This is a genomic window from Phaeobacter piscinae (assembly GCF_002407245.1).
Lineage (GTDB): Bacteria > Pseudomonadota > Alphaproteobacteria > Rhodobacterales > Rhodobacteraceae > Phaeobacter > Phaeobacter piscinae.
The window spans coordinates 2,823,425-2,847,023 of the sequence record NZ_CP010681.1; the positions used below are offsets into that span (position 1 = coordinate 2,823,425).

The following is a 23,599-nucleotide window of genomic DNA, read 5'->3' on the forward strand; positions in this document are numbered from 1 at the left end:
TCCCCGGAACGTTGGAAAATGCAAGAGATGACACGCATTCTGGCCCTTATTGCCCTCATTTCCGCCACTCTGAGCGGCACCGCTGCCATGGCCGTGGACCTTGGTCGCGCGCTGGAGCTGATGCGCTCGGAAAAATGGAGCGAAGCCGGGCGGAGTGCCGGCCATGAAGCCACCGTCGCCCGCGATGTGATCGAATGGCACAGGCTGCGCGCAGGCATGGGATCGGCTTCCGATGTGATGGCGTTTCTGGCGCGGCGGTCGGACTGGCCGGGGCTGGCGCTGCTGCGGCGCAAGAATGAGCCGCAGATTGCCGAGGCCGGGCGTAAGACCATCCTTGCCTTCTACAAAGACACCCCTCCGCAGACGGCCGAAGGCGCGCTGAGCTATGGCCGCGCGCTGATCGCTGCCGGGCAGAAAGGCGAAGGCGAGGCAGAGCTGGTTCTGGCCTGGCGCACCATGCCCATGGGGTCAGTCATTCAGGACGATTACCTGAAACGCCACGCCGAACTTCTGGCGCCGCATCACGCAGCACGGCTGGACCGGCTGTTGTGGGACGGTCACAAAGTCAGCGCGCGGCGCATGCTGCCACTGGTCAGCGCGGATCAGCGCAAATTGGCAGCGGCCCGTCTGGCGCTGCAAGACGCCGAGCCGGGCGTTGATGGCAAAATCGCTGCCGTCCCCGACGCGCTGAAGGATGACGCCGGCCTTGCCTATGACCGCTTTGCCTGGCGCGACCGCAAGCGGCGACAAGAGGATGCCATCACCCTGATGATGGACCGCAGCACCTCGGCCAAGAAACTGGGCGAGCCGGCCAAATGGCTACGCCGTCGCCGGGATCTGGCGCGGCAGGATATGCGCGACGGCAATCACGAACGCGCCTATCAGCTGGCCGCGCATCACTTCGCGCCCGAGGACGCGGGCTATGGCTACTCCGATTGCGAATGGCTGGCCGGCTATATCGCCCTGCGCAAGCTGAACGACCCGGAACTCGCTGCCTATCACTTTGAACGGTTCCTTGCCTCTGTCGAAAGCCCGATCTCAATCGGACGTGGCGGCTATTGGCTGGGTCAGGCCTATGGTGCCCATGGCGATATTGAGAAAGCCCATGCCGCCTATGCCAAGGCTGCCGACTATCAGACATCCTTCTACGGGTTGCTGGCGGCAGAGGTTCTGGGCCGTCCCTTTGATCCAGACCTCATCACCCCGCCGCAGCTGCCTGACTGGCGCGCGGCTGGGTTTTTGAACTCCACGGTGGCGGAAGCCGGGCTGTTGCTATTGCAGGCAGGCGATCTGCCGCTGGCGGAGCGCTTCCTTACCCATCTGGTGGAGGGGCTCGGCCCGATTGAAGCACGCCAGCTGGGGGAGATGGCCGTCGCCATGGAAGAGCCGCATCTGGCGGTGATGATTGCAAAACGCGCCGCTCAAAAGGGCGAAGAGCTGGAGGCGGCCTATTTCCCGCTGCATCCGGTCGCGCAGAGGGATTTACCGATGGCACGCGAAATGACCCTCGCCATTGCCCGGCGCGAAAGCGAATTCGACCCCATCGTGATCAGCCATGCGGGCGCGCGGGGGCTGATGCAGGTGATGCCCGCCACCGCCAAGCTGGTCGCCTCAAACATGGGTATTCAGGCCAATCACACAACGGGACGGCTGATCTCCGACTGGTCCTACAACGCCCTTCTGGGCAGCAACTACCTTGCCGATCTGGCGGGTGATTTTAACGGCAATGTGGTGATGATGGCAGCAGGTTATAACGCAGGCCCGCATCGCCCCAAGGCTTGGATGGAGCGCTATGGCGATCCGCGTGACGGCACGCCGGGGATTGTCGACTGGATTGAACACATCCCCTTCAACGAGACGCGCAACTATGTGATGCGCGTCACGGAGAGCCTGCCTGTCTACCGCGCGCGCCTTGGCAAGACGCCGCTGCCGGTGCCCTTCTCGCAGGAGCTCGCTGGCTCAACCCTTGACGCGTTCGCGCCATAGGGTGAACAGGCCGGCCGCCACGATGATGGACGCACCGATGGCGACATTGGTGCGGATCACCTCGCCGAAAACAATCACCCCAAGCGCCGCGGCCCAGATCAGGTGGAAATAGGCAAAGGGCTGCACTGCGCTGGCCTCGGCCATCTCGTAGCATTTGATCAGCAGCCAATGCCCGATCACCCCGGTGACGCACAGGATCGCCATCCACATCCAGTCGCCCTGGCTCATCGGCTCCCAATGCCACATCCCCACAAGGGTCATCGCCACCATGCCCGCAACACCGGTCCAGAAGAAACTGGTCGCCGTGCTGTCACGCCGCGCCGCATAGCGGGTGATCAGACCATAAAGCGCAAACATCAGCGCCGAGATGAACGGGATGATCGCCAGCGGATCAAAGACGCCGATACCGGGTTGCAGGATGATCAGCACGCCAATCAGCCCCACTGAAATCGCCGCCCACCGCCGCCATCCCACCTGCTCCCCCAGCACCGGCCCGCTGAGAGCCGCCACCAAGAGCGGATAGCAGATGAAGACCGCGACGCTTTCGACCAGTCCCAGCACGGTAAAGGCATAGACGGCAACGCAGATTTCCGCGACCAGCAGCACCCCACGAAAGATCTGCAACCCCAGCTGGTCGGTGCGGGCTGTGGCACGAATACCCCCCGGCGCGCGCGCCGCAAGCGCGATCACAAACAGCGCAAAGAACCAGTAACGCACCATGATCACCATGAAGGTGTTGTACTGTCCCGCCAAATGCCGCGAGATGCCATCCTGCATGGCAAAGACCACCGTTGCAGCAATCATCAAAAGCACACCGGCGGTGACGTTGTTCTTCTGGGTGATCGGCGTGATCCGGGGCGGATGAGGCTCCAGGATCTTCGCATCGGGGCGCATGGTCATCGCAATTGTGCCTTTGTCATATGCCGCTTGCGCCCGAAACCGGGCGTGCGGGAAACCTCAAATCCGGCGGCCTCCAACCCGCGGCGGACAAATCCTGCCGCCGTATAGGTCGCCGCGCTGCCGCCGGTCGCGGTGTGGCGGGCGACCTCGTCCAGCAGGTCCTCCTGCCACAGCTCCGGGTTCTTGGCCGGTGAAAACCCATCCAGAAACCAGGCATCCGCCTTGCCTGTCCAGTCCAGCAGCGACACGCGGGCGTCGCCGGTGATGACATTGACGCGCAAATTGCCCAGATCGCACGCCCCGGCGCCCTCCCAGACCGCAAGAAACCGTTCGGCCCAGGGCGCCACCTCTGAAAAGGCCTCCAGCGCGCGGGCCATATCCTCCACCGCCATCGGGAAGGCCTCGAAACTGGTGAAATGCAGCACCGATGGTGCGGCGCAGCCCTCCTGCGCCGTCTCCCAGGCGCGCCAGGCCGCCAGCAGGTTCAGACCGGTGCCAAAGCCCAGTTCAGCAATGTGGAAATCGGCCCCTGTCTCTGCGGCGCGGGCAAAGCGGGTGGCCAGATCATTGCCTCCCAGAAACACATGCTCCGTCTCGGCCAGCCCATCGTGGATGGAGAAATAGGGGTCGTCGAACTGATCGGATACCGGAATGCTGCCATCCCGCCAGCTGAGCCGCGCCTGCTGGTCTGCCATGCTATTATCCCCTAAATGATGCGGTGGAACGGCGCGACACTGGCGAAAGGGTGCGAAAATGGCAATGGCAGATATCACCGTCCGGGGCGCCGGGATCTTTGGGCTGTCCATCGCCTGGACCTGTGCGCGACGCGGCGCATCGGTGCAGGTGATTGATCCCTTTGGGGCGGGCGCCGGCTCCAGCGGCGGGCTGGTCGGCGCGCTGGCCCCGCATGTGCCGGAGAACTGGAACCCAAAGAAGCAGTACCAGTTGGAAAGCCTGCTGATGGCCAACGCGTTCTGGGCCGAGGTTGAGGCCACCGGCGGGGTCTCTCCCGGTTACGGTCGCACCGGACGGCTGCAACCGATCCAGGATCAGCGCGTGTTGGATCTGGCCCGCGCCCGCGAAGGGACTGCGCAGACCTACTGGAAGGGCGAGGCCGAATGGCGCGTTTGCCCGGTCGCTGAGATGGGGCCATGGGTGCCGCCCAGCGCCACCGGTTTTGTCATTCACGACACGCTGAGCGCCCGGATGCATCCCCGCCGCGCCTGTGCTGCGCTGGTGGCAGGGCTGGCGGTCATGGGGATCACGGTGCAGGCAGAGGCGCCCGATCAGGGGCTGGTGGTCCATGCCAAGGGCTATGCCGGATTGCTGGAGCTGAACCGGATGCTGGCAGGTCCCGACGGCCCGGCGGCAGGCAAGATAGTGGGCAATGGGGTGAAGGGTCAGGCCGCACTCCTGCGCTTTGCCGAAGGCCCGGGGGTGCCACAGCTATATGCCGATGGGCTGCACATCATTCCCCATGCGGATGGGACATTGGCAATTGGCTCCACCAGCGAGCGGGAGTTTGATGATCCCAGCGGCACCGATGCGCAGCTTGACGAGGTGATCGACCGGGCGCGGGCTGCGCTGCCGGTGCTGCACGGGGCTGAGGTGATCGAACGTTGGGCTGGGGTGCGGCCCCGTGCCCGCTCCCGCGCGCCGATGCTGGGAGGCTGGCCGGATCGGCGCGGTCATTTCATTGCCAACGGTGGTTTCAAGATCGGCTTTGGCATGGCGCCCAAGGTGGCCGAGACCATGGCCGATCTTCTGCTGGACGGGCAGGATGATATCCCCGAAGGTTTCCGGGTCGAAGATAACTTCTGAATGACAGGCGGGGGGGCAGAGAGATGATCGCCTATATCACCATCGGCACCAATGACATGACCCGCGCCCGGGCGTTCTACACCGCGTTCCTGCCGGCACTTGGCTATGATTTCAGCGAAGGGTCCGACGGTCTCAGCTTTGCCCTGCCGGTGGCGGAGGGAGAGGTTCCGACCGCGCCGGATGTCTATGTCAAACATCCGTTTGACGGCGCGCCCGCTGCGGCGGGCAATGGGGTAATGGTGGCCTTTCAGGCCGACACTCATGCGCAGGTGCGCGCCCTGCATGCCGCCGCAGTGGCGGCAGGGGGAACGGATGAGGGCGCACCGGGGTTTCGTGCGGCTTATAGTGCGGGGTTCTACGTGGGTTATCTGCGTGACCCGCAGGGCAATAAGATTGCACTTTTCTCCAGTAACCCGGATGAGCCGAGCCGCGACGGCTAGCCCGACACCTCGCATCAGGCAGCAAAAAACCCGGAGCGATCAGCTCGCACCGGGTCTGCTGGATCTTCGTCTGACTTAGCGCGCGATTTCGGCCCGCAGCGCAGTCATCAGTGCCTCAAGCGTTTCAGTGTAGAGATCACTCAGCAGTCGGCCGCCTTCGTCGAACTCAGAATAAGAGGCCGCCAGATGCACCTGCGGCGCGGTCAGGACACGGGGCTGGAAGGGCACCAAGAATGTGCGCAGCAGCATCTGGGATTTCTCGCCGCCGGCGCGACCCGCAGCGGCGGACATGATGGCGACGGGTTTGTTTTGCCAAGGTTTATTGCTGGTGCGGCTGACCCAATCGAGAGCGTTTTTCAACACACCTGACGGCGCGCCATTGTATTCCGGGGTGGAGATAATCACCGCATCCGCCGCCCCGATCTGATCGGCAAGTGTTTGAACCGCAGCGGGAATGCCATTCGCCTGTTCGTCATCGCCGTCATACAGTGGCAGGTTGAGATCGGCCTCGCTCACCTCGGCGGGCCCAAACAGACGCACCGCTTCGGCAAGCAGTTTGCGATTGGTGGCCCCAGCGCGCAGCGAGCCGGAGATGGTGAGAATTTTAGGGTCGGACATGGAAGGAGGCCTCTTTCGGTTGGCAATGTTTGTCTGGCCCCAACCTATTCCGCTTCAGCCGCAAGAAAAGCCCAAACCCTGCGCAACCGATGTGCATAAGTTCACAATGCGCACATGCCAGCGTCAAAACTGCACATTTTTGCACAAAAAAGACCGCACCCTTCAGCGCGGTCTTTCTGAGTGTCGCGGCTATTTCGCCGATCTCGGGATCAGGCGCCCTGTGGGATCACCACGATTTCGACGCGGCGGTTGCGGGCCTTGCCCTCGGCAGTGAGGTTGGAGGCCACCGGCTGGCTCTCACCGCGGCCAATGATCTGCACGCGGTTGTAGGGCACACCGCCGGCCTGGATCTGATCGGCGACCGCATTGGCGCGGCGCTCGGACAGGCCTTGGTTGTAGCCCGCGTCGCCATCACTGTCGGTGTGACCGATCACCTGCACCTGGCTGTTGGGGTAGCGCACCAGGCTACTGGCCACCTTGTTTAGGTCGGAGCGCACCGCAGGCGAAATCGCCGCGCTGTCGGTGGCGAAGGTCAAATCATTGGGCAGCGACACGATCAGGCGGTCGCCAGTGTTGACGATGGAAATACCGTCGTTGGAGATCGACTGGCGCAGCTCCCGTTCCTGTGCGTCCAGCTGGTTGCCAATCACGCTGCCGGCCGCAGCCCCGACCAGCGCACCGGTGACGGCGCCCAGCCCCCGGTCGGAATCATTGGTCGCTGCGCCAACGCCCGCCCCGATCAGGCCGCCAATCAACGCGCCGTTCTGGGTTTTGCTGCCAGGGGTTCCGATGGTTGCGGGATCGGTACAGGCGGTCAGGCCAAGGCCAGCGGCCACAATGGCGGCGGTGGTAAGTTTCATCTGCATCATCAAAATCTGCCTTTTGCTTGCTCAATCCGGGCAGCGCCCGTGCATCCGGTAGAATATCGTGCTGCGGCGCTGCCATCACAAGGTAACGCCCTTTTGCCTCGGCGAAAACCTGCCCAATTTCCGCTTTAGATTGAAGGGACCTGGTCCTCGTCGCCGCTGACACCGCCCTCCTGTTCCATCCAGAGTTTGCGCAGCAGATCTGCCTCGCCGACGAAGCTGTCCTCCAGCAGATCGGCGCAGAGCATCCGGTCGGTGCGAAAGTGACGAAAGCCGCCCCGCAACTCGCACCAGGCGGCCAATAAAGTGGTTTCGACATTGTAGATCAGCGCCAGCGGGCGCAGGATCCGCTGGGTCTCACCACTGTCCGGACCAAGATAGGTGAGCCGCAGTTTGCGGCTTTCGCGGACGGCCTGACGCAGCAGCCCCTTGGAGACGCAGCCAAGTTCGGGATCATCTGGCGGGGCGCCCCCCCAGGGGGCCACTTGCAGCCGATCCCCCGGTGAGCGGCATTCCATCACTTTGCGGCAGACCCTTATGGCGGCCTCCTGCAGGGCGCCATCCCCGGTGCGGATCAGCATCGACAGCCCCACATAAAGCGCCTCCAGCTCTTCATCGTCAAAGTTGAGCGGCGGCAGGTCATAGCCTTTGCGCAGCATATATCCGATGCCTGCCTCCCCCTCGATCGGGGTGCGCATGCCTTGAAGTGCGGCGATATCGCGGTAGACGGTCCGCTTGGAGACCTCAAGCTTCTCCGCCAGATCCTCCGCCCGGATCGGGGCGCTGGCGGCGCGCAGGATCTGGATGACTTCGAACAGGCGACCGGTGCGTTCCATGGGTTTTCTCCACTGACAGGCTGCTGACATCTTAGCACGCCCCGCTGACAAAGCGTGTCAGCAGCGTTGTGGTTTTCTCGTTTCAGACAGAAGGAGAGAAACCATGTTGACCTATGACTGGATTGTTCTGATCACGCTGGGCAAGGACAAATGGGAGGCACAGCGCCGGTTTCCCAAATCTTACGAATTGGAGCGAGACGCCGCACAGATCCGGGGGGCGGCTGAGGAAGCCGCCAAAGCCGCAGCGCGCGCAGAGGCAGAACCGGTGTCGACCGCCAAACGCCCCGGACTGCTGCGGCGCCTGTTTGCGCGGCGCGCGGATCAGGGCGCGGCGGGTGCGGATCAGGCCGCGCCGTCCTGCTGCCCCTCATCGCGCGCCGCCTCATAGGCCAGCATCGCGCGTTTGACCGGCAGACCCCAGTGATAGCCACCAAGGGCGCCGGATTTGCGCAGCGCACGGTGGCAGGGAATCAGCCAGCTGACCGGGTTGCGCCCCACCGCCGTGCCGACGGCGCGCACCGCACGGGGCGCGCCGATGGCGTGGGCAATCTCGGAATAGGTGGTGACCTGCCCCGAGGGGATGCGCAACAGCGCCTCCCAGACCTTGATCTGCAAGGGCGCGCCAATCATATGCAGCGCGGCCTCGCCCCGCTGATCAAAGATCGCCTCCACCATCGCGCGCAGGGCCATCGGATCCTCGACAAAATCGGCATCGGGCCAGCGGCTGCGCATATCGGCCATGGTCGGCTCCGCCCCGGTTTCTGCGGCAAAGCCCATACCACAGATCCCCTTCTCCGTGCCCATCACCAGGACCAGTCCGAACGGGCTGTCAAACCAGCCCCAGAGGATGCGCAGACCGGCCCCCTTGCGGGCGTATTCACCGGGGCTCATCGCCTCCCAGCGCAGGAACAGATCATGCAGACGGCCACTGCCGGAAAGACCAACCGCATGGGCCGCCTCCAGCGTGGTGAAATGCTCCTGCAACAGGGTCTTGGCATGGCCAAGGCGCAGATACTGCTGGTAGCGCTTGGGGGAGACGCCGACCCAGGCCGAGAACAGGCGTTGAAAATGCGCCGGGCTCATATCCATGGCGGCGGCCAGTTCGGCCAGGGTCAAAGCCTCGCCGCCCTCGTCAATCAGCTCAATCGCGCGGCGCATGACACCGTAGTGATAGCTCTGTTCGCGTGCCTGCATGTTCATGGGGACCCCTCCCGACCTGTGTTCCTGCCCCTCAGTATAGGGTCACACCCCGGCTGCGCGACCCGGATCTTGCGCGAACAGCTGATTATGGGTCAGCAACCACAGGGTAACGCTTCGCTCACCTAGCGCGGCTTTTCTGTTTGCGCCGACGAGACCTGCGCGGCATTAAGGTCCGCGATGGCAAAGCAACTCGATTATCACACCCTGCGTGAGATCTTCACGCGGTTTCAGGCAGCGGATCCAGAACCCAAAGGGGAGCTGGAGCATGTCAACGTCTACACATTGGTGGTGGCGGTGGCACTGTCGGCACAGGCTACGGATGCCGGCGTCAACAAGGCAACCCGCGCGCTGTTTCAGATCGCAGATACCCCGCAGAAAATGCTGGATCTGGGTGAAGAGGGGCTGACCGAACACATCAAAACCATTGGCCTATACCGTCAGAAGGCCAAGAACGTGATCAAGATGTCGCGCATTCTGGTCGAGGATTACGGCGGCGTGGTGCCCAATTCCCGCGCTGCCTTGCAATCGCTGCCCGGCGTCGGGCGCAAGACGGCAAATGTGGTTCTGAACATGTGGTGGCGCCAGCCCGCACAGGCGGTGGACACCCATATCTTTCGCGTTGGCAACCGCGCCGGCATTGCACCCGGCAAGGATGTCGATGCGGTCGAACGCGCCATCGAAGACAATATTCCGGCAGATTTTCAGCTCCATGCCCATCATTGGCTGATCCTGCACGGACGCTACCATTGCAAAGCTCGCAAACCGATGTGCCCCACCTGCATCATCCGCGATCTCTGCCAGTTTGAGGACAAAACTCTATGAAAACCTACCAGCTCGTCGGGATCGGCAATGCCGTTGTGGACGTGATCAGCCAATGCGACGACAGCTTTCTGGAGCATATGGGCATTGAAAAGGGCATCATGCAGCTGATCGAACGCGATCGCGGCGAGGTGCTTTATGCAGCGATGCAGGAACGGGTACAGACGCCTGGCGGTTCGGTTGCGAACACCATTGCAGGGGCTGGTGCCCTCGGGCTTGAGGCGGCGTTTATCGGCCGGGTTCATGATGACGCGCTGGGGCGGTTTTACGCGCAGGCGATGGCCGACGATGGCGTCGATTTTGTGAACCCGCCGGTTGAGGGCGGTGAGCTGCCCACCTCGCGCTCAATGATCTTTGTCTCCAGCGATGGTGAGCGATCGATGAACACCTATCTGGGCATCTCCTCCGAGTTGTCGTCGTCGGATGTGCCCGACGTGGTGTCAGGCAAGGCCCAGCTGATGTTCCTTGAGGGCTATCTGTTCGACAAGGACAAGGGCAAGACCGCCTTCATGGAGGCGGCGCGGGACTGCCGCGAGGGTGGCGGCAAATGCGGCATCGCGATTTCCGATCCTTTCTGTGTGGAACGCCACCGCGCCGATTTCCTGTCACTGATCGAAAACGATTTGGATTTCGTGATCGGCAATGAGGCCGAGATCAAATCCCTGTTTGAAACCGACGATCTGGAAGAGGCGCTGGCCAAGACCGCTGCCATCTGCCCGCTGGTGGTCTGCACCCGCTCCGGAGATGGGGTCACCGTGGTTGAGGGCGACACGCGCGTCTCAGTCCCGGTCGAACGGGTGGTGCCGGTGGATGCCACGGGGGCTGGCGATCAGTTTGCAGCCGGGTTCCTGTTTGGCATGGCCAAGGGGCTGGATATCGAGACCTGCGCCAAGATCGGCAATGTCTGCGCGGCTGAGGTGATCAGCCATATCGGCCCCCGCCCCAAAGCGGTGATGAGCCAGGTGCTGCGCCGCGAAGGGCTGATCTGAGCCGGAAACTTACCCGCAGACCTGATAGCAAGGCCGCCCCGGAGTGATCGGGGGCGGCTTTTTTCATCGGGCACAACTTTGGCTGTGCCTGTTCGTGGGCTGGCCGGGATCAGGCGTTGTCGGCGGAGGTCAGCGCCTTTGACAGCAGCTCGGTCAAAACCTTCTGCTCTTCCGCACCAAGACCATCAAGCAGGCGCGCCTGTGTGGCGACATGCGCCTCTACCACCTCATTGATCAGGCGCAGCCCCTCCGGGGTCAGCTCAATCAGAAAACCGCGACTGTCCTCGGGGTTGACGCTGCGCGCGACCAGCCCGGCATCCACCAGCCGGTCAATGCGGTTGGTCATGGTGCCCGAGGCCACCATTGTGGCCTGCAACAGATCCCCCGGCGACAGGCGATACGGTGTCCCGGCGCGACGCAGGGTTGCCAACACATCGAATTTGGCGCCGTTCAGATCATAACGCGCCCAGGTTTTCTGCATTTCCTTTTGATAGGCCTGCGCCAATCGTCCAACCCGCCCGATCACGGCCATCGCCGATACATCAAGGTCGGGACGTTCCCGCTCCCATTGCTGGGTCACAAAATCTACATGGTCCATGGCTCGTGTTTTATCGGATGATATCTTGACGTCAAGAAAAACCATTCTATCTTGATGTCGAGAAATCAAAAGGAGCCTGCCATGCAGAGCCGCGATCTGATCCTTACTGCGCTGGCGCCCGTGATCTGGGGCAGCAGCTATATTGTCACCACCAGCCTGCTGCCGGGCCAGTCGCCGCTGCTGGTCGCCCTGTTGCGGGCCCTGCCTGCGGGGCTTTTGCTGATGCTGATGGTGCGGCAATTGCCGCCACTGAACTGGGTGCCACGGCTCTTGGTGCTGGGGGCGCTGAACTTCTCGATCTTCTGGAGCCTGCTGTTTGTCGCCGCCTACCGACTGCCCGGCGGGGTGGCCGCGACGCTGGGCGCTGTGCAGCCGCTGGTGGTGGTGTTTCTGTCGGCTTTGATGCTGAAGACACCGGTGCGGATGGCGGCGGTTCTGGCGGCGGGCCTGAGCATCCTTGGCGTGGCGCTGCTGGTTCTGACGCCGAGTGCAGAGCTGGACGGGATCGGTGTTTTTGCGGGGCTCGCCGGGGCCATTGCGATGGCGGCTGGCGTGGTGCTGAGCCGCAAGTGGCAGCCGCCTGTGTCGCTGCTGACCTTCACCGCGTGGCAGTTGACGGCGGGCGGGCTGTTGCTGATCCCGGTCACCCTGTGGTCCCTGCCCGCCGTGCCGCAGCTGAGCGGCGAGAACTTGCTTGGGCTGGCCTATATGAGCCTGATTGGCGGCGCTGCGACCTATGTCCTGTGGTTTCGTGGCATTGCCCGGCTGGAACCATCGGTGGTGTCGCTTCTGGGGGTGCTCAGCCCGCTGTCTGCGGTGATCCTGGGCTGGGTGTTCCTTGGCGAGGTGCTGACGGCAAAACAGGCCATTGGCGCGGGCCTTGCGCTGTTCAGCCTGTGGCTGGGGCAAAGCGGTTTGCGCTGGCGCAGACGGCGGGTGGCCGGCGCCTAGCCCGCCACCAAACTGGCTGCGCGTTAACGTTCGGACCAGGGGGTGCAGGATTTGCCCGCGTGGCAGGCCAGCACCTCATCTCGGGCGGCACCATCGGTGCCCCCGAAGCCAAAGCCGCCACAGGGATCCATCCGCAGGACATAGCCATCCGCGCGCTCTTCCAGAAACGCCAGATAGTTCACGCCATCTGCTGCGCCAGCACACCACGGCCCAAAGCAGAGGATTTCCAATGTGATGCCCAGATCAACGTCTTTTGAAAACCCCTGCGCCGTCATCAGCTTGCCCTCAATCTGCGCTGGAATCAGACTGCGCGGCGGCGCGTCATTGGGATTGTCCTGCGGGGCCTTGGGCAACGCGCCCTCGTCAAAGCTGAGCACGCCCTCGACAACGATATAGCTCTTGTCGGATTTCGCGGCCTCAAGATAGGCGTCCGACGGCCCCCAGGGCAGACAGCTGAGGGCGGATGCAGGTCCCGCCAAGGTCGCGATGAGTGCGACGGAGATGACAGCTGGCGCGATAAGCGTGCGAAGAGGTGGCATCAGGCTGTCCTTTGTCAGACGCAAGTTGGGTCCGAACCATCATAGATGGTCCTGAAACTCCTGAATAACCCGTTCGTAGACCTCGCGTTTGAATGGCACGATCTTGCTCACCAGCTGATCCACCGGTTGCCAGCACCAGGCGGAGAATTCCGGGTGATCAGTGGCGATATTGACCTGATCATCGCGCCCGAGAAAGCGCATCAGATACCATTTTTGCTCCTGGCCACGATATTTCCCGCCCCAGAACTGCGGTACCACATCGACGGGCAAATCATAGGGCAGCCAGCCGTCGCTTTCGGCGATAATCTCGATCAGATCAGGCGTGACGCCGGTCTCTTCCTCCAGCTCACGCAGGGCAGCGCGCCGGGGATCTTCGCCTGCGTCAATGCCGCCCTGTGGCATCTGCCAGGCGTCCTTGTGACGGTCCATGCGCTGCCCGACCCAAACCTCCCCCGCTGCATTCAGCAGCATCACACCCACATTGGGCCGATAGGGCAAGGCGGCGATTTCTTCGGGCGTCATCAAGGCTCTCCTCGGTTGGATGCCCCCTTGTGCACCCATGCCCCAGCGTCGTGCAAGAGGGTGACGCCGCGTCCGAAGTGACAATCCCTTTATGGCTGGGCCATTTTCGCGCAAACCCAGATATTAAGACGTATCAGAGAACTACCAGGGAGAGTGTCATGACTGCGTACCCGAAAATGTTGGCGCCGCTGGATCTCGGCTTTACCACGTTGAAAAACCGCGTGCTGATGGGATCCATGCACACCGGGCTTGAGGAAACCAAGGATTGGAACCGGGTGGCGGAGTTCTATGCGGACCGGGCGCGCGGTGGCGTGGCGCTGATGGTGACAGGAGGCATTGGTCCCAACCTCGAAGGCTCGGTTCTGCCCGGGGCGGCGATGATGACCAGCGATCAGGATGTGGAAAACCACAGCATCGTCACCAATCGCGTGCATGAGGCCGGCGGCAAGATCGCCATGCAGATCCTGCATGCGGGGCGCTATTCCTACGGACCAAAATGTGTCGCGCCCAGCCCGGTGAAATCACCGATCTCGCCTTTCCCGCCCAATGAGCTGGACGAAGACGGCATCGAGAAGCAGATCGCAGATATCGTCAACGCCGCCGTACTGGCGCAGCAGGCGGGTTATGATGGCGTTGAGATCATGGGCAGCGAGGGGTATTTCCTCAACCAGTTCCTGGTCACCCATACGAATAAGCGCGAGGACCGCTGGGGTGGCTCCTATGAGAACCGGATGCGCCTGCCGATTGAGGTGGTGCGCCGCACCCGCGAGGCGGTGGGAACGAATTTCATCATCATCTACCGCCTGTCAATGATTGATCTGGTGCCCAATGGCTCCACCTACGATGAGGTGGTTCAGCTGGCGCAAGAGGTCGAGAAAGCCGGGGCGACCATCCTCAACACCGGGATCGGCTGGCATGAGGCACGGATCCCGACAATTGCCACCTCGGTTCCCCGTGCGGCCTTTGCCTGGGTCACGAAGAAGCTGATGGGCAAGGTCGGCATTCCGGTGATTACCTCAAACCGGATCAACACGCCGGCGGTCGCCGAGCAGGTGCTGACCGACGGCTGCGCTGATATGGTGTCGATGGCGCGACCGATGCTGGCGGATGCGGATTTTGTGGCCAAGGCCGCCGAGGGCAAAGCCGATCAAATCGCGCCGTGTATTGCCTGTAATCAGGCCTGTCTGGACCACACATTTGGCGGCAAGCTGACCTCCTGCCTTGTGAACCCGCGCGCCTGTCACGAGACCGAGCTGGTGCTGACGCCTGCTGCAACGACCAAGACTGTTGCCATTGTCGGCGCGGGTCCGGCGGGGCTGTCGACGGCGCTGGCCGCGGCGGAGCGCGGCCACAAGGTGACGCTGTTTGACCGCGCAAGCGAGATTGGCGGTCAGTTGAATATGGCCAAACAAGTGCCGGGCAAGGAAGAGTTCTGGGGCTTGGTCGATTGGTACCGCACCATGCTGGCCGACAGCGACGTCACGCTGGAACTGAACCGCGAGGTGTCTGCGAGCGATCTCAAGGGGTTTGACGAGGTGGTGATTGCCACCGGCGTCGTGCCGCGTGATCCGCAGATTCCCGGTCAGGATCGTGACAATGTGGTCGATTACATCGACGTGCTGCGCCACAAGGCCGAGGTCGGCAAGCGAGTTGCAGTGATCGGCGCCGGTGGCATCGGCTTTGACGTGTCGGAATTCCTGCTGCACGCAGGCGACAGCGCAACCGAGAACCTGCCATTGTGGATGAAGGAATGGGGTGTTGCCGACCCCGCCGAGCACCGTGCCGGTCTGTCTCCCGAAGGCCCGCAGCCCGAAGCGCCCGCGCGCGAGGTGACTTTGTTGCAGCGCAAGGCGGAGCGTCACGGCAAACGGCTGGGCAAGACCACCGGCTGGATCCACCGCGCAACGCTGAAGATGAAGGACGTGAATTTCGTCGGCGGCGTGAACTATGAACGGATTGATGATGACGGGCTGCATGTCAGCTTTGGCGAGGCGCGCGAAAACCCGACCGTGATTGCGGCGGACACCGTGGTGCTGTGCTCGGGCCAGCTGTCGGAACGCTCCCTTGCCGACACGCTGGAGGCACAGGGCACCGCCTGCCATGTGATCGGCGGGGCAGATCTGGCCGCCGAGCTCGATGCCAAACGCGCCATCAATCAGGGCACACGGCTGGCCGCCAGCCTCTGACCCCTGCGAAATAGTGAAACGATGCCCTCCCCCTCCCCGTGCCTGCGGGGTGGGGGTTTCTGTCTGGAACCCTGCGCGCCCCCTTTGCGTTTTCTTCGTGAACGGCGCCGCCTTTGCGGCGTCATATGTTGACGACAGACAGGAGTTTCCCATGCCCCGTATCAGTGACGCCAAAATCCTGATGATTGCCACCGATGGTTTTGAACAGTCCGAACTGGAATTTCCCCGCGATCAGCTGCGAGTCAAAGGCGCCGAAGTCGCGGTTGCCAGTTTGGACGGCAAGCCGATCAAGGGCTGGGAGGGCGACGATTGGGGCCGCGAGGCCGAAGCCGATCTGGCGTTGGAGGCTGTGCGGGTTGAAGACTATGACGCGCTTGTTCTGCCCGGCGGCCAGATCAACCCGGATGTCTTGCGGATCAATGACGATGTGATCGAGCTGATCAACGGTTTCTACGATCAAGGCAAAGTCATCGCCGCGATCTGCCATGCGCCCTGGCTCCTGATCGAGGCTGGGGTCGTCAAGGGCCGTACCATGACGTCGTTCCAGTCTATCAAAACCGATATGATCAACGCCGGGGCCGATTGGCAGGACAGCGAAGTGGTGGCCGACGCAGGCATCGTGACCAGCCGTAATCCCGATGATCTGAAGGCCTTCGTCAGCAAGATTGTCGAGGAAATCGAAGAAGGCCAACACGCGCGCTGATCCGACGACAGATCAAACGTCTACCTCTACAAAGGCCCCGGTACGGCACCGGGGTCTTTGCCGTACCGATCAGGGGCGGCGCAGACCACCACAGCTGAGGCAGTTCTTGTCGTCCGGCAAAGTGACCCGATCAACAAGTACGGTGATGGCATGATCTCTGGAGGCGGTGCCTCCGCGGCGCAGATCAATCTGGTGGATCCCGGTTGGCATATCCAACGTCAGACGGACTCCGCCCATCGGCAATGTCTCGGGACTGAAAGCAGCGCCATCAATATAGAGGTGATATGCGCCCTCTTCCGGCAGTTGGAGTTCAACTGTCACGGGAGAGGAGACGATGTCCCCGTCACGGGGCGACAGGATCGCCGCGCCGCCCTCTTGCGCTCCTGCCATGCCCACGAGTGAGGTGACGAAGACCATGCCGATCACCGCATAGTCCCAGCGGCATAATTTGCGCAGCTGGTGTTTCACGTGGCAACAGGATCATGGACGGCGCGGGCATCGGCGGGGGCCTCATCACGGTTGGTCATACCATAGTCACGCAACACGCCTGCCACCCGCAGACGGTAGTCGCTGAATACGGCCTCCCTGCCCTCCGTCTGCCCGGCGCGGTGGGCGCTAAGGCAGCGCCAGTTGGCGACCGCGTCCTCGTTTTCCCAGAAGGAGAGCGACAGAAGTTTGCCCGGTGTGGTGAGGCTCTGGAACCGTTCGACCGAGATAAACCCCTCAATCTCCTGCAGCAGGGGTTTCAGATCGGCAGCGATCTCCAGATAACGGCCCTTGGCCCCGTCCTTGATTTCAACCTCGAAGATAACGGCAATCATCCTGTGGATCCTTCCGGGTCGGAGACTTTTTTCAGCCAGGTGCGGTCCTCACGCAGGATAAAGCGGCGTTCCTGAGCGAAGGCATAGTTCTCGCGCCCCAGCGGATCCGCCGCCAGCCGCTCGCGGTAGGCTTCGTATTCGGCAAGGTTTGCCACATTATAGATGCCATAAGCCAGCGTTGATGAGCCTTCGTGCGGGGCATAATACCCGATCAGATTGGCGCCGCAGCGCGGGATCGCCTGCCCCCAGTTGCGGGCATAGGTGGCGAAATCGTCCCGTTTGGTGGGGTCAATATGATAGCGGATGACACAGGTGAGCATCAGGGGCGTCCTTTCTTGGAAAATACGCCCCCGATCTAGCAGGCAGGATCTGGGGATTGCTTCGCCCTGCACCGAAGTGTCCCACCTACCTTACAGGCCTATTCGACCTTGATGGTGATCACTTCTGAGATGATGGGTGTCGAATGTGGGACGTGACCGTAGTCGCCCATCACCAGCTGCAGCGTATGCTCTCCCGGCGCCAGATCCAGCGTGGTTTCGGTCTGTCCGCCACCAAAATGAATGTGGTTTTCATCCGATGGCAGGCCGTAGGATAGTTCATCCGCACCGTCTTCGCCCTCCCCCAGTGGCGGGCGGTCGATCAGCAGGTGGTGATGGCCGGTGTTTTCTTTCTCAGTCCCGGCCGGTGCCACCCCCATGCCCCGCAGGCCAAAGACCACGGTTACCGGCGCAGACACCACCTCACCATCCTTGGGGGTCACGAAATAGACCTCTGCCCCCTCCGGCGCCGGGGTTTCGCCACCCGCAACGGCCGCAGAGACGGGCAAGGCGCAAGCCACCACAGCCGCCAGTGTGGATCTGATCATCGCATTCATAAGATGTCCTCCCATTGACATAACCTCTTTCAACATAGGGGAAGCGGGCGGGTTTTCGATCTTCCGTCGCGCGGGCAGGTGTTTCCAGCTGGTAAACTATGGATGAATAACCTCGCAATTATCCCATCCCTGCCCCGTTCTTGCCCGATTTCACCGCGAAAAATAGGGGAACACGGATGGATAAGGACGCGAGTGCTATGGATCGACTGACCGAAATGGAGGCCTTTGCCAATGTGGTGGATCAGGGCGGATTCACCGATGCGGCCAAGAAGATGGGGATCTCCAAATCGGCGGTGTCCAAACATGTGTCCAGCCTTGAGGCCCGTCTTGGCGCGCGGCTGCTGAACCGGACCACGCGGCGGGTGTCCCCCACAGAAATCGGCCTCGCCTATTACGACCGGGCGCGCCGGGTGCTGAATGATGCCGGGGAGGCGGATGCGCTGGTGACCTCGATGCAATCTGCGCCTTCGGGACTGTTGCGGATCTCTGTTGCGACGGATTTTGGCGTCAACCACCTGTCGCCCGTGTTGTCGGATTTCCTGCGCGATTTCCCCGATATCACCGTCAATATGGTGCTGAACAACCGCTATGTGGAGCTGATCTCTGAAGGGTTCGACATGGCGCTGCGCATTGGTGAGCTGGAAGACAGCTCCCTGCGGGCGCGTAAGCTGACCGAGACCACCAAACGGATGATCGCCTCTCCTGCCTATCTGGAGAAATTCGGCCGCCCTCAGAAGATCGACGATCTGAACATGCACAAGCTGCTGCATTATTCCAACCAATCGAGTGGCAGCATGTGGAAGATCACTGCGCCGTCCGGCGAAAAGCGGCAGGTGCGGACCTCCGGCTGGCTGTCAGTGAATGACGGACAATCGTTGCTGAATGCGGCAATCTCCGGTCTGGGGATCGCCTATCTGCCGAGCTACCTTTATTCAGATGCCATGGCCGAAGGGCTGGTTGAGGACGTCATGCCCTCACTGCCAATGGAGACCCAAGGCATCTATGCGGTCTACCCTCCTGGCCGCTTCACCCAACCCAAGGTGCGGGCCTTTATCGACTTCCTCGCCAATGCCTTTGCCGACAAGGATGGCATCACCTGGTGAGGCGCGCCTCTTTGGGATTGGACAGGACCCGGCCGTTGTGCCGGGTTTTCTGTATCTGTCCGACAGGCTGAGCGGGACCGCACCACATCAGCGTCTGATCAGCACCACCTCAACCCGGCGATTGGCCTCGCGCCCCTCTGGGGTGAGGTTGGTGGTCAGTGGCGCCATGAACCCGGCCCCGGCTACGGAAATCCTCGCAGGGTTCAGGGCGCTATCGGCTAGCAAGCGGCGACGAACCGCATCGGCGCGGCGTTCAGAAATCGCAATATTCTGCGCCAGCGACCCCACCGTATCGGTATGACCCACCAAGAGCACATCGAAATCCGGGTTCTGACTCAGGAACTCTGCGAGCGCCGTAAGGCTGTCATAAGGTTTGGCCCCCAGTGTCACGGCGCCAGTTTCGAACTCCAGGTCCGCCAGCACGGCCCGCCCATTGCGGCGCAACCCGGTGATCAGCTCTGCCGCGCCAATGAGTGGCAGCGCAGCAGTCGGGGCTGCGTCGGAGCCGCCGTCTGCCGGGCTGGTGCCATCGGTGATGACCGGCGCGCTGTCCCCTTCAGGCGTGACCTCGATCACCTGCACAAAGGTGGCGTTGCCGGAGCGCGAGACCAAGAGCGTAACGATGCGCCCATCGGGATGTTCCGCCGAGACAAAGCTGTAGTTGCTGACATCGACGGTCATGTCCGGGGCGGGGATCACCTCAATATCGAAGCGGAAATCAAAGCCGCCGCAGCTGCGCGCAGGGCATTGATAAAGCAGCTCATACCCGGCCGCGACCAACTGTGCGCGGAGCGGTGCCAGTATCTGCAACACTGTGGAATCGCCGGACACACGCCAACTGCGGCGCAGGATCTGCCCCTCGACCTGGCGTTCGGGCACACCGTCGTCGCTGGCGGGGCCCAGCGGCACTGCATAGCTGCCAAGGGCGGTGGCGCGCTCGGCCAGCTGGCGCGCGCCGGCGGGCAGATTGATCCCCTGTGCGGCGACACCCAACGGCAGGCCTGCGCAAAACAGGCCCGCCAGAACAGGCGCCAGCCAGCGGCTGGTCAGAACGGCGCGACGGATCACCGGTGCTGCGCGTGATAGGCGTCGTTGGGCACCATGCCGGTGGCGCTGGCAACCCGGTTGGACATGTTGAAAAAGCCGGTCACATTGGCGATGTCCCAGATGTCGCGGTCGCTAAACCCATGGTCGCGCAAGATTTGACGGTCGGTCTCCTCAATCTCGGCGCTGGCTTTGGTCACCTTTACGGCAAAATCCAGCATCGCACGCTGGCGCGGCTCCAGCGGGGCGACGCGGTAGTTCATCACCAGCATCTCGCCGAGCTTTGGATCGCCTGACAGCTGGCGCACTGCAGCACCATGGGCCGTTAGGCAATAGAAACAGCTGTTGATGGCGGAGACCACCACCGCGATCATCTCGCGTTCCAGCTTTGACAACCCGCTGTCCGCCAGCATCAGGTCGTTATACATCCCGGTAAAGGCGTTGAGCTTGTCGATGTCGAACGCATTGGCACGCAGCACGTTGGGCACCATGCCCAGCTTCTCCTGGCAGATGTCGAAGTATTTCTGCGTCTCGGGCGGAAGCGGGTCCACCATCGGCAGGTCAAGCGCGGTGGGTGCGTTGGTGTCGCGAGTCATGGGTTACACTCCCTCTGGGTTGTGGCGATAGTGGTAACGCCCGGTGCGCTGCATGCCAAGTGAGGCATATAGACCGTTTGCACCAGCATTGGCCTCGGTGCAGAGAACCGCCAATTCGCGTGCGCCCTGATCGGCGGCCCACTGCGCAGCGCGGTGCATCAGCCAAACACCCATACCCTTGCGGCGTTGATGAGACAGGATTTCCAGCGCGTGGATCATGGCGATGCTGTCGTGGATCGCCACAAAGCCGCTGCCCCCCGGAGAATCGTCACACCGGCCCAGCAGCGAAGTCTTCGGCCCTGCAACCCGTTGCATCACTGCAAAGCGCTCGGGGCCGATGCCCCCCTCGGCCCAGATTTCATGCTGGATCGCCAGCGGCTCCCAGACGCAGAAGGCTGTCACGGGCGGGATCTCCACCGTGCAGAGCTGCTGAACCGGGCACGTCCAAAGCACCACTGGATCCTTGATCACATAGCCCCGCGCGGCGAGCTGCGCATCAAGGGCGTCCTGACCATCGCGGATCATGAACAGAGGATCCTGTCCCATATCGCCCATGGCCTGTTCGGCGGCGGTGATCTCCGCCTCGCTGGCGTGACCTGTGGTGACAGTGGCCGCTGACACGCGGCTGCCGCCGCCAGCGCCCCGGCGCAGGGTTACCGGGCCAAGCTGCCGCATTTCAGCGGCGGGCCATGTGTGGTCGGTGACGTCGTAATACTTGGGGTCGGTCAGAGAGTGAGCAGTCGTCAAAGATCAAGATCCCGCGCCAGCGCTGTGATCGCCGCATCCACCCGCGCGCCATCGGCACCCCGAACCACCACATTGGCGCCAAAGGCACCGTTTTGTTGGAATGGGTAACAGCCGATGGAGAGGTCATCATAGGCCTCGGCAATGGCGGTCAGGATGGGGGCGATATCGCCCTCGCCCCGCTGCACACGCAGGGTCTGCGACAACAGCGGCGCGCCGCCGGTGAGCGTGGGCAGCACCGAGGCGACCATGGCCTGAAACACGCTGGGCACACCGGCCATCACATGCACATTGCGCAGGGTGAAACCGGGGGCTGTGGAGACCGGGTTTTCGATCAGCGTCGCGCCATCGGGGATCCGTGCCATCCGCAGGCGGGCGGCGTTCAGCTCCTGCCCGGATTTGTCGTAATGGGCCTGCAGCAGGGCACGGGCATCGTCGCGCACGTCCAGATGGGCACCAAAGGCCTTGCTGATGCAATCAGCGGTGATGTCATCATGGGTGGGGCCGATGCCGCCGCTGGTGAAGACGTGGTCATAGCTGTCAGACAGCGCCGTCACAGCCGCGATGATCGCGGGCTCGTTGTCGCTGATCACCCGCACCTCCTGCAGGTCGATGCCATGTTTTGTCAGCTCACCGGCGAGGTAATACATATTGGCATCGCGGGTGCGCCCGGACAGAATCTCGTCTCCGATCACCAGCATTGCGGCGGTTGGGTTTGCCATCTGCGCTCCTCCTCTTGATCCAATGATAGCGCAGGTATAGGCCCAGTCACATGCGCTTTCAAACCCCTCTCCTGTCCGCCGTGCTGATCCGACGCTACAAAAGGTTTCTGGCGGACTGCCAGTTGCCGGATGGGCGCGAAGTAACCGCCCATTGTGCCAATCCCGGATCGATGTTGGGACTGGCCGAGCCTGGCAGCCCGGTCTGGCTGGAGCCCAATGACGACCCCAAGAAGAAGCTGAAATACGGCTGGCGGCTGGTTGAGGTTGCGGGCGGGGCTCTGGTCGGCGTGGATACATCTGTGCCAAACCGCGCGCTGAAATCGGCGCTGGAGGCAGGCGAGATCCCGGCCCTAGCGCAATACGGAACGGTCCGGGCCGAGGTGAAATATGCCGAGAAGAGCCGCATTGATTTCCTGCTGAGCCAGCCCGGCCTGCCTGATTGCTATGTTGAAGTGAAAAGCGTGACCCTATCCCGGCAGCCCGGCCTGGCGGAGTTTCCCGACAGTGTGACCGCGCGCGGCGCCAAACATCTGGGAAATCTGGCGGATATGTGCCGCGCCGGACACCGGGCGGTGCTGCTCTATCTGGTGCAGCGCGAGGATTGTGATCGTTTTGAGATTGCCCGCGACATCGACCCGACCTATGCCGCCGCCTGGGAGGCGGCGGCGGCGTCAGGTGTGGAACGTCTGGTGATCGGCACCCGCATTAGCCCGCAAGGCGTTGAGATCGCTGGTATGATCGCGGGCTGATCCCTCAGGCGGCGCTTCGCTCCTTGGCATCGGCGTCAGATGTGTCCGCGACGTCCTGCGAGGCATCGGGGGCCGCCTGAACCAGCGTGCGGGTCGGGAAGGGAATATCGATCCCGGCGTCATCAAGCGCTTCCTTCACCCGGCGCTTCATGTCGGCCTGATACTGAAAATACTCTGCCGCATCGACCCAGACGCGGACCAGAAAATCAACCGAACTGCTGTTCAGATTATTGACCTGGATGAACGGCTCCGGCTCTGCATGAGAGCGGCTGTCGGACATGATGGTGTCGCGGATCACCTGCTCGGCGGTGGCAAGATTGGCACCGTAACCCACACCAAAACTCCACTCGGCCCGGCGGGTGTCGAATTCGGAATAGTTGGTGATCGTGTTGCCCCAAACCTCTGAGTTGGGGATGATCACCTTCAGGTTAGAGAGGCTGGCGATCACGGTGTTGTTCAGGGTGATTTCCTTCACCGTGCCCATTTCGTCATTCACCTCGATGAAATCGCCCAGTTTGAACGGGCGGAACAGGATCAGCATGATGCCAGCCGCCACATTGGACAGCGCGCCCTGCATTGCCAGACCGATGGCGAGGCCGGCAGCACCGATAGCGGCAATGATAGAAGTGGTCTCAACCCCGAAGGTGTTGAGCACAAACAACAGCGCAAAGGCGAGGATCACATAGCGTGCCAGATTGCCGAGGAAGTGGAACAGGGTCACATCGAGGCTGGCGTGGCTGTCACCGATCTGCACGATGCGGCGTTTGACCCAGCTGGCAACGATAAACCCGGCCAGCAGGATCACGATGGCGGCAAGCACGCTGCCCATGGCCTGGGCCAGAAACTCCAGCGTGACCAGATCAGCCAGCGATTTGCCGTTGTAGATTTCGGTCTGCATCAGGGCATTCAGACTGTCCATATGTGCGCCTCCCTCCGTGGTGCGGTAGCAATTCGTCAAAAAGGAGAACGCAC

General features: G+C 62.4%; 29 protein-coding genes. 11 read left to right on the forward strand and 18 right to left on the reverse strand.

What is annotated here, in order from left to right; translation table 11 throughout:
- Nucleotides 1–27 precede the first annotated feature (27 nt).
- Nucleotides 28–1,986, forward strand: a complete 1,959-nt coding sequence (locus tag phaeop14_RS13220; RefSeq protein WP_096789821.1) for a lytic transglycosylase domain-containing protein — start codon at nt 28–30, stop codon at nt 1,984–1,986.
- On the opposite strand, the gene phaeop14_RS13225 is transcribed toward phaeop14_RS13220, so the two are convergent.
- Complete coding sequence (locus phaeop14_RS13225) at nt 1,960–2,886, reverse strand: DMT family transporter (protein ID WP_096789822.1); 927 nt, start codon at nt 2,884–2,886, stop codon at nt 1,960–1,962. The genes phaeop14_RS13220 and phaeop14_RS13225 overlap by 27 nt on opposite strands.
- Nucleotides 2,883–3,581 (reverse strand): tRNA (5-methylaminomethyl-2-thiouridine)(34)-methyltransferase MnmC2, encoded by a 699-nt coding sequence (gene mnmC2 / locus phaeop14_RS13230; protein ID WP_096789823.1) that lies wholly within the window; start codon nt 3,579–3,581, stop codon nt 2,883–2,885. The genes phaeop14_RS13225 and mnmC2 overlap by 4 nt, the downstream gene beginning before the upstream one ends.
- A gap of 58 nt (nt 3,582–3,639) precedes the next feature.
- On the opposite strand from mnmC2, the gene phaeop14_RS13235 reads away from it, so the two are divergent.
- Nucleotides 3,640–4,707: an NAD(P)/FAD-dependent oxidoreductase gene (locus phaeop14_RS13235; protein ID WP_096789824.1), complete on the forward strand. Its 1,068-nt coding sequence runs from the start codon at nt 3,640–3,642 to the stop codon at nt 4,705–4,707.
- Nucleotides 4,708–4,730: 23 nt separating this feature from the next.
- Nucleotides 4,731–5,147: a VOC family protein gene (locus tag phaeop14_RS13240; RefSeq protein WP_096789825.1), complete on the forward strand. Its 417-nt coding sequence runs from the start codon at nt 4,731–4,733 to the stop codon at nt 5,145–5,147.
- Nucleotides 5,148–5,222: 75 nt separating this feature from the next.
- Here phaeop14_RS13240 and phaeop14_RS13245 read toward each other — a convergent pair whose 3' ends face one another.
- From phaeop14_RS13245 to phaeop14_RS13255, 3 genes are all read right to left on the reverse strand, one after another.
- Nucleotides 5,223–5,765: an NADPH-dependent FMN reductase gene (locus tag phaeop14_RS13245; protein WP_040181181.1), complete on the reverse strand. Its 543-nt coding sequence runs from the start codon at nt 5,763–5,765 to the stop codon at nt 5,223–5,225.
- 209 nt (nt 5,766–5,974) lie between these two features.
- Nucleotides 5,975–6,634 carry a YiaD family glycine zipper/OmpA-like lipoprotein gene (locus tag phaeop14_RS13250; RefSeq protein ID WP_040174384.1) on the reverse strand — a complete coding sequence of 220 codons (660 nt, stop codon included), beginning with the start codon at nt 6,632–6,634 and terminating at the stop codon, nt 5,975–5,977.
- Between the two features lie 125 nt (nt 6,635–6,759).
- On the reverse strand, nt 6,760–7,467 hold the full coding sequence (locus phaeop14_RS13255; RefSeq protein ID WP_096789826.1) for a helix-turn-helix transcriptional regulator: 708 nt from the start codon (nt 7,465–7,467) through the stop codon (nt 6,760–6,762).
- A gap of 103 nt (nt 7,468–7,570) precedes the next feature.
- Here phaeop14_RS13255 and phaeop14_RS13260 point away from each other — a divergent pair, with 103 nt between their 5' ends.
- Entirely contained in the window at nt 7,571–7,855 is a 285-nt protein-coding gene (locus phaeop14_RS13260) for a hypothetical protein (protein ID WP_096789827.1), read from the forward strand.
- Here the strand turns inward: phaeop14_RS13260 and phaeop14_RS13265 are convergent.
- Nucleotides 7,810–8,667 carry a methylated-DNA--[protein]-cysteine S-methyltransferase gene (locus tag phaeop14_RS13265; RefSeq protein WP_096789828.1) on the reverse strand — a complete coding sequence of 286 codons (858 nt, stop codon included), beginning with the start codon at nt 8,665–8,667 and terminating at the stop codon, nt 7,810–7,812. The two genes, phaeop14_RS13260 and phaeop14_RS13265, sit on opposite strands and share 46 nt — an antisense overlap.
- A 177-nt stretch (nt 8,668–8,844) precedes the next feature.
- On the opposite strand from phaeop14_RS13265, the gene nth reads away from it, so the two are divergent.
- Entirely contained in the window at nt 8,845–9,489 is a 645-nt protein-coding gene (gene nth / locus phaeop14_RS13270; RefSeq protein ID WP_024096028.1) for an endonuclease III, read from the forward strand.
- Nucleotides 9,486–10,475, forward strand: coding sequence for an adenosine kinase (locus phaeop14_RS13275; RefSeq protein WP_096789829.1), 990 nt, complete (start codon nt 9,486–9,488; stop codon nt 10,473–10,475). The genes nth and phaeop14_RS13275 overlap by 4 nt, the downstream gene beginning before the upstream one ends.
- 109 nt (nt 10,476–10,584) lie before the next feature.
- Here phaeop14_RS13275 and phaeop14_RS13280 read toward each other — a convergent pair whose 3' ends face one another.
- Nucleotides 10,585–11,073, reverse strand: coding sequence for a MarR family winged helix-turn-helix transcriptional regulator (locus phaeop14_RS13280; protein ID WP_096790317.1), 489 nt, complete (start codon nt 11,071–11,073; stop codon nt 10,585–10,587).
- Nucleotides 11,074–11,154: 81 nt separating this feature from the next.
- On the opposite strand from phaeop14_RS13280, the gene phaeop14_RS13285 reads away from it, so the two are divergent.
- Nucleotides 11,155–12,024: an EamA family transporter gene (locus phaeop14_RS13285; RefSeq protein WP_096789830.1), complete on the forward strand. Its 870-nt coding sequence runs from the start codon at nt 11,155–11,157 to the stop codon at nt 12,022–12,024.
- Between the two features lie 23 nt (nt 12,025–12,047).
- On the opposite strand, the gene phaeop14_RS13290 is transcribed toward phaeop14_RS13285, so the two are convergent.
- Together phaeop14_RS13290 and phaeop14_RS13295 are read right to left on the reverse strand one after the other, a co-directional pair.
- Nucleotides 12,048–12,563 carry a hypothetical protein gene (locus tag phaeop14_RS13290; protein WP_096790318.1) on the reverse strand — a complete coding sequence of 172 codons (516 nt, stop codon included), beginning with the start codon at nt 12,561–12,563 and terminating at the stop codon, nt 12,048–12,050.
- A gap of 39 nt (nt 12,564–12,602) precedes the next feature.
- Entirely contained in the window at nt 12,603–13,085 is a 483-nt protein-coding gene (locus tag phaeop14_RS13295) for an RNA pyrophosphohydrolase (protein WP_040174398.1), read from the reverse strand.
- 158 nt (nt 13,086–13,243) lie between these two features.
- Here phaeop14_RS13295 and phaeop14_RS13300 point away from each other — a divergent pair, with 158 nt between their 5' ends.
- Together phaeop14_RS13300 and phaeop14_RS13305 are read left to right on the forward strand one after the other, a co-directional pair.
- Nucleotides 13,244–15,271 (forward strand): NADPH-dependent 2,4-dienoyl-CoA reductase, encoded by a 2,028-nt coding sequence (locus phaeop14_RS13300; protein ID WP_096789831.1) that lies wholly within the window; start codon nt 13,244–13,246, stop codon nt 15,269–15,271.
- Between the two features lie 151 nt (nt 15,272–15,422).
- Entirely contained in the window at nt 15,423–15,974 is a 552-nt protein-coding gene (locus tag phaeop14_RS13305; RefSeq protein ID WP_040174849.1) for a type 1 glutamine amidotransferase domain-containing protein, read from the forward strand.
- A 69-nt stretch (nt 15,975–16,043) separates the two neighbouring features.
- Here phaeop14_RS13305 and phaeop14_RS13310 read toward each other — a convergent pair whose 3' ends face one another.
- From phaeop14_RS13310 to phaeop14_RS13325, 4 genes are all read right to left on the reverse strand, one after another.
- A complete protein-coding gene (locus tag phaeop14_RS13310) occupies nt 16,044–16,442 on the reverse strand; it encodes a hypothetical protein (RefSeq protein ID WP_244905773.1) in 399 nt (132 codons plus the stop codon).
- A complete protein-coding gene (locus phaeop14_RS13315) occupies nt 16,439–16,795 on the reverse strand; it encodes an antibiotic biosynthesis monooxygenase family protein (RefSeq protein WP_096789832.1) in 357 nt (118 codons plus the stop codon). Before phaeop14_RS13315 ends, phaeop14_RS13310 begins: the two co-directional genes overlap by 4 nt.
- On the reverse strand, nt 16,792–17,115 hold the full coding sequence (locus tag phaeop14_RS13320; RefSeq protein WP_096789833.1) for an NIPSNAP family protein: 324 nt from the start codon (nt 17,113–17,115) through the stop codon (nt 16,792–16,794). Before phaeop14_RS13320 ends, phaeop14_RS13315 begins: the two co-directional genes overlap by 4 nt.
- Before the next feature lie 98 nt (nt 17,116–17,213).
- Entirely contained in the window at nt 17,214–17,669 is a 456-nt protein-coding gene (locus tag phaeop14_RS13325) for a DUF4399 domain-containing protein (protein ID WP_040181170.1), read from the reverse strand.
- Nucleotides 17,670–17,866: 197 nt separating this feature from the next.
- Between phaeop14_RS13325 and phaeop14_RS13330 the strand changes: the two genes are divergently transcribed.
- Nucleotides 17,867–18,772 carry a LysR family transcriptional regulator gene (locus phaeop14_RS13330; protein WP_014875799.1) on the forward strand — a complete coding sequence of 302 codons (906 nt, stop codon included), beginning with the start codon at nt 17,867–17,869 and terminating at the stop codon, nt 18,770–18,772.
- Nucleotides 18,773–18,859: 87 nt separating this feature from the next.
- Here phaeop14_RS13330 and phaeop14_RS13335 read toward each other — a convergent pair whose 3' ends face one another.
- From phaeop14_RS13335 to phaeop14_RS13350, 4 genes are read right to left on the reverse strand one after another with little or no spacing between them, the layout of a single operon-like run.
- Nucleotides 18,860–19,840 carry an OmpA family protein gene (locus tag phaeop14_RS13335; protein WP_096789834.1) on the reverse strand — a complete coding sequence of 327 codons (981 nt, stop codon included), beginning with the start codon at nt 19,838–19,840 and terminating at the stop codon, nt 18,860–18,862.
- Nucleotides 19,837–20,412, reverse strand: a complete 576-nt coding sequence (locus tag phaeop14_RS13340) for a peroxidase-related enzyme (protein ID WP_096789835.1) — start codon at nt 20,410–20,412, stop codon at nt 19,837–19,839. The genes phaeop14_RS13335 and phaeop14_RS13340 overlap by 4 nt, the downstream gene beginning before the upstream one ends.
- Nucleotides 20,413–20,415: 3 nt before the next feature.
- The gene (locus phaeop14_RS13345) at nt 20,416–21,159 is read right to left on the reverse strand and encodes a GNAT family N-acetyltransferase (protein WP_096789836.1); all 744 of its coding nucleotides are present in this window, start codon (nt 21,157–21,159) and stop codon (nt 20,416–20,418) included.
- Entirely contained in the window at nt 21,156–21,878 is a 723-nt protein-coding gene (locus phaeop14_RS13350; RefSeq protein ID WP_040174416.1) for a competence/damage-inducible protein A, read from the reverse strand. The genes phaeop14_RS13345 and phaeop14_RS13350 overlap by 4 nt, the downstream gene beginning before the upstream one ends.
- A gap of 50 nt (nt 21,879–21,928) precedes the next feature.
- On the opposite strand from phaeop14_RS13350, the gene sfsA reads away from it, so the two are divergent.
- Nucleotides 21,929–22,627 carry a DNA/RNA nuclease SfsA gene (gene sfsA / locus phaeop14_RS13355; protein WP_096789837.1) on the forward strand — a complete coding sequence of 233 codons (699 nt, stop codon included), beginning with the start codon at nt 21,929–21,931 and terminating at the stop codon, nt 22,625–22,627.
- Nucleotides 22,628–22,631: 4 nt separating this feature from the next.
- On the opposite strand, the gene phaeop14_RS13360 is transcribed toward sfsA, so the two are convergent.
- Complete coding sequence (locus phaeop14_RS13360; RefSeq protein WP_096789838.1) at nt 22,632–23,546, reverse strand: mechanosensitive ion channel family protein; 915 nt, start codon at nt 23,544–23,546, stop codon at nt 22,632–22,634.
- Nucleotides 23,547–23,599 lie beyond the last annotated feature (53 nt).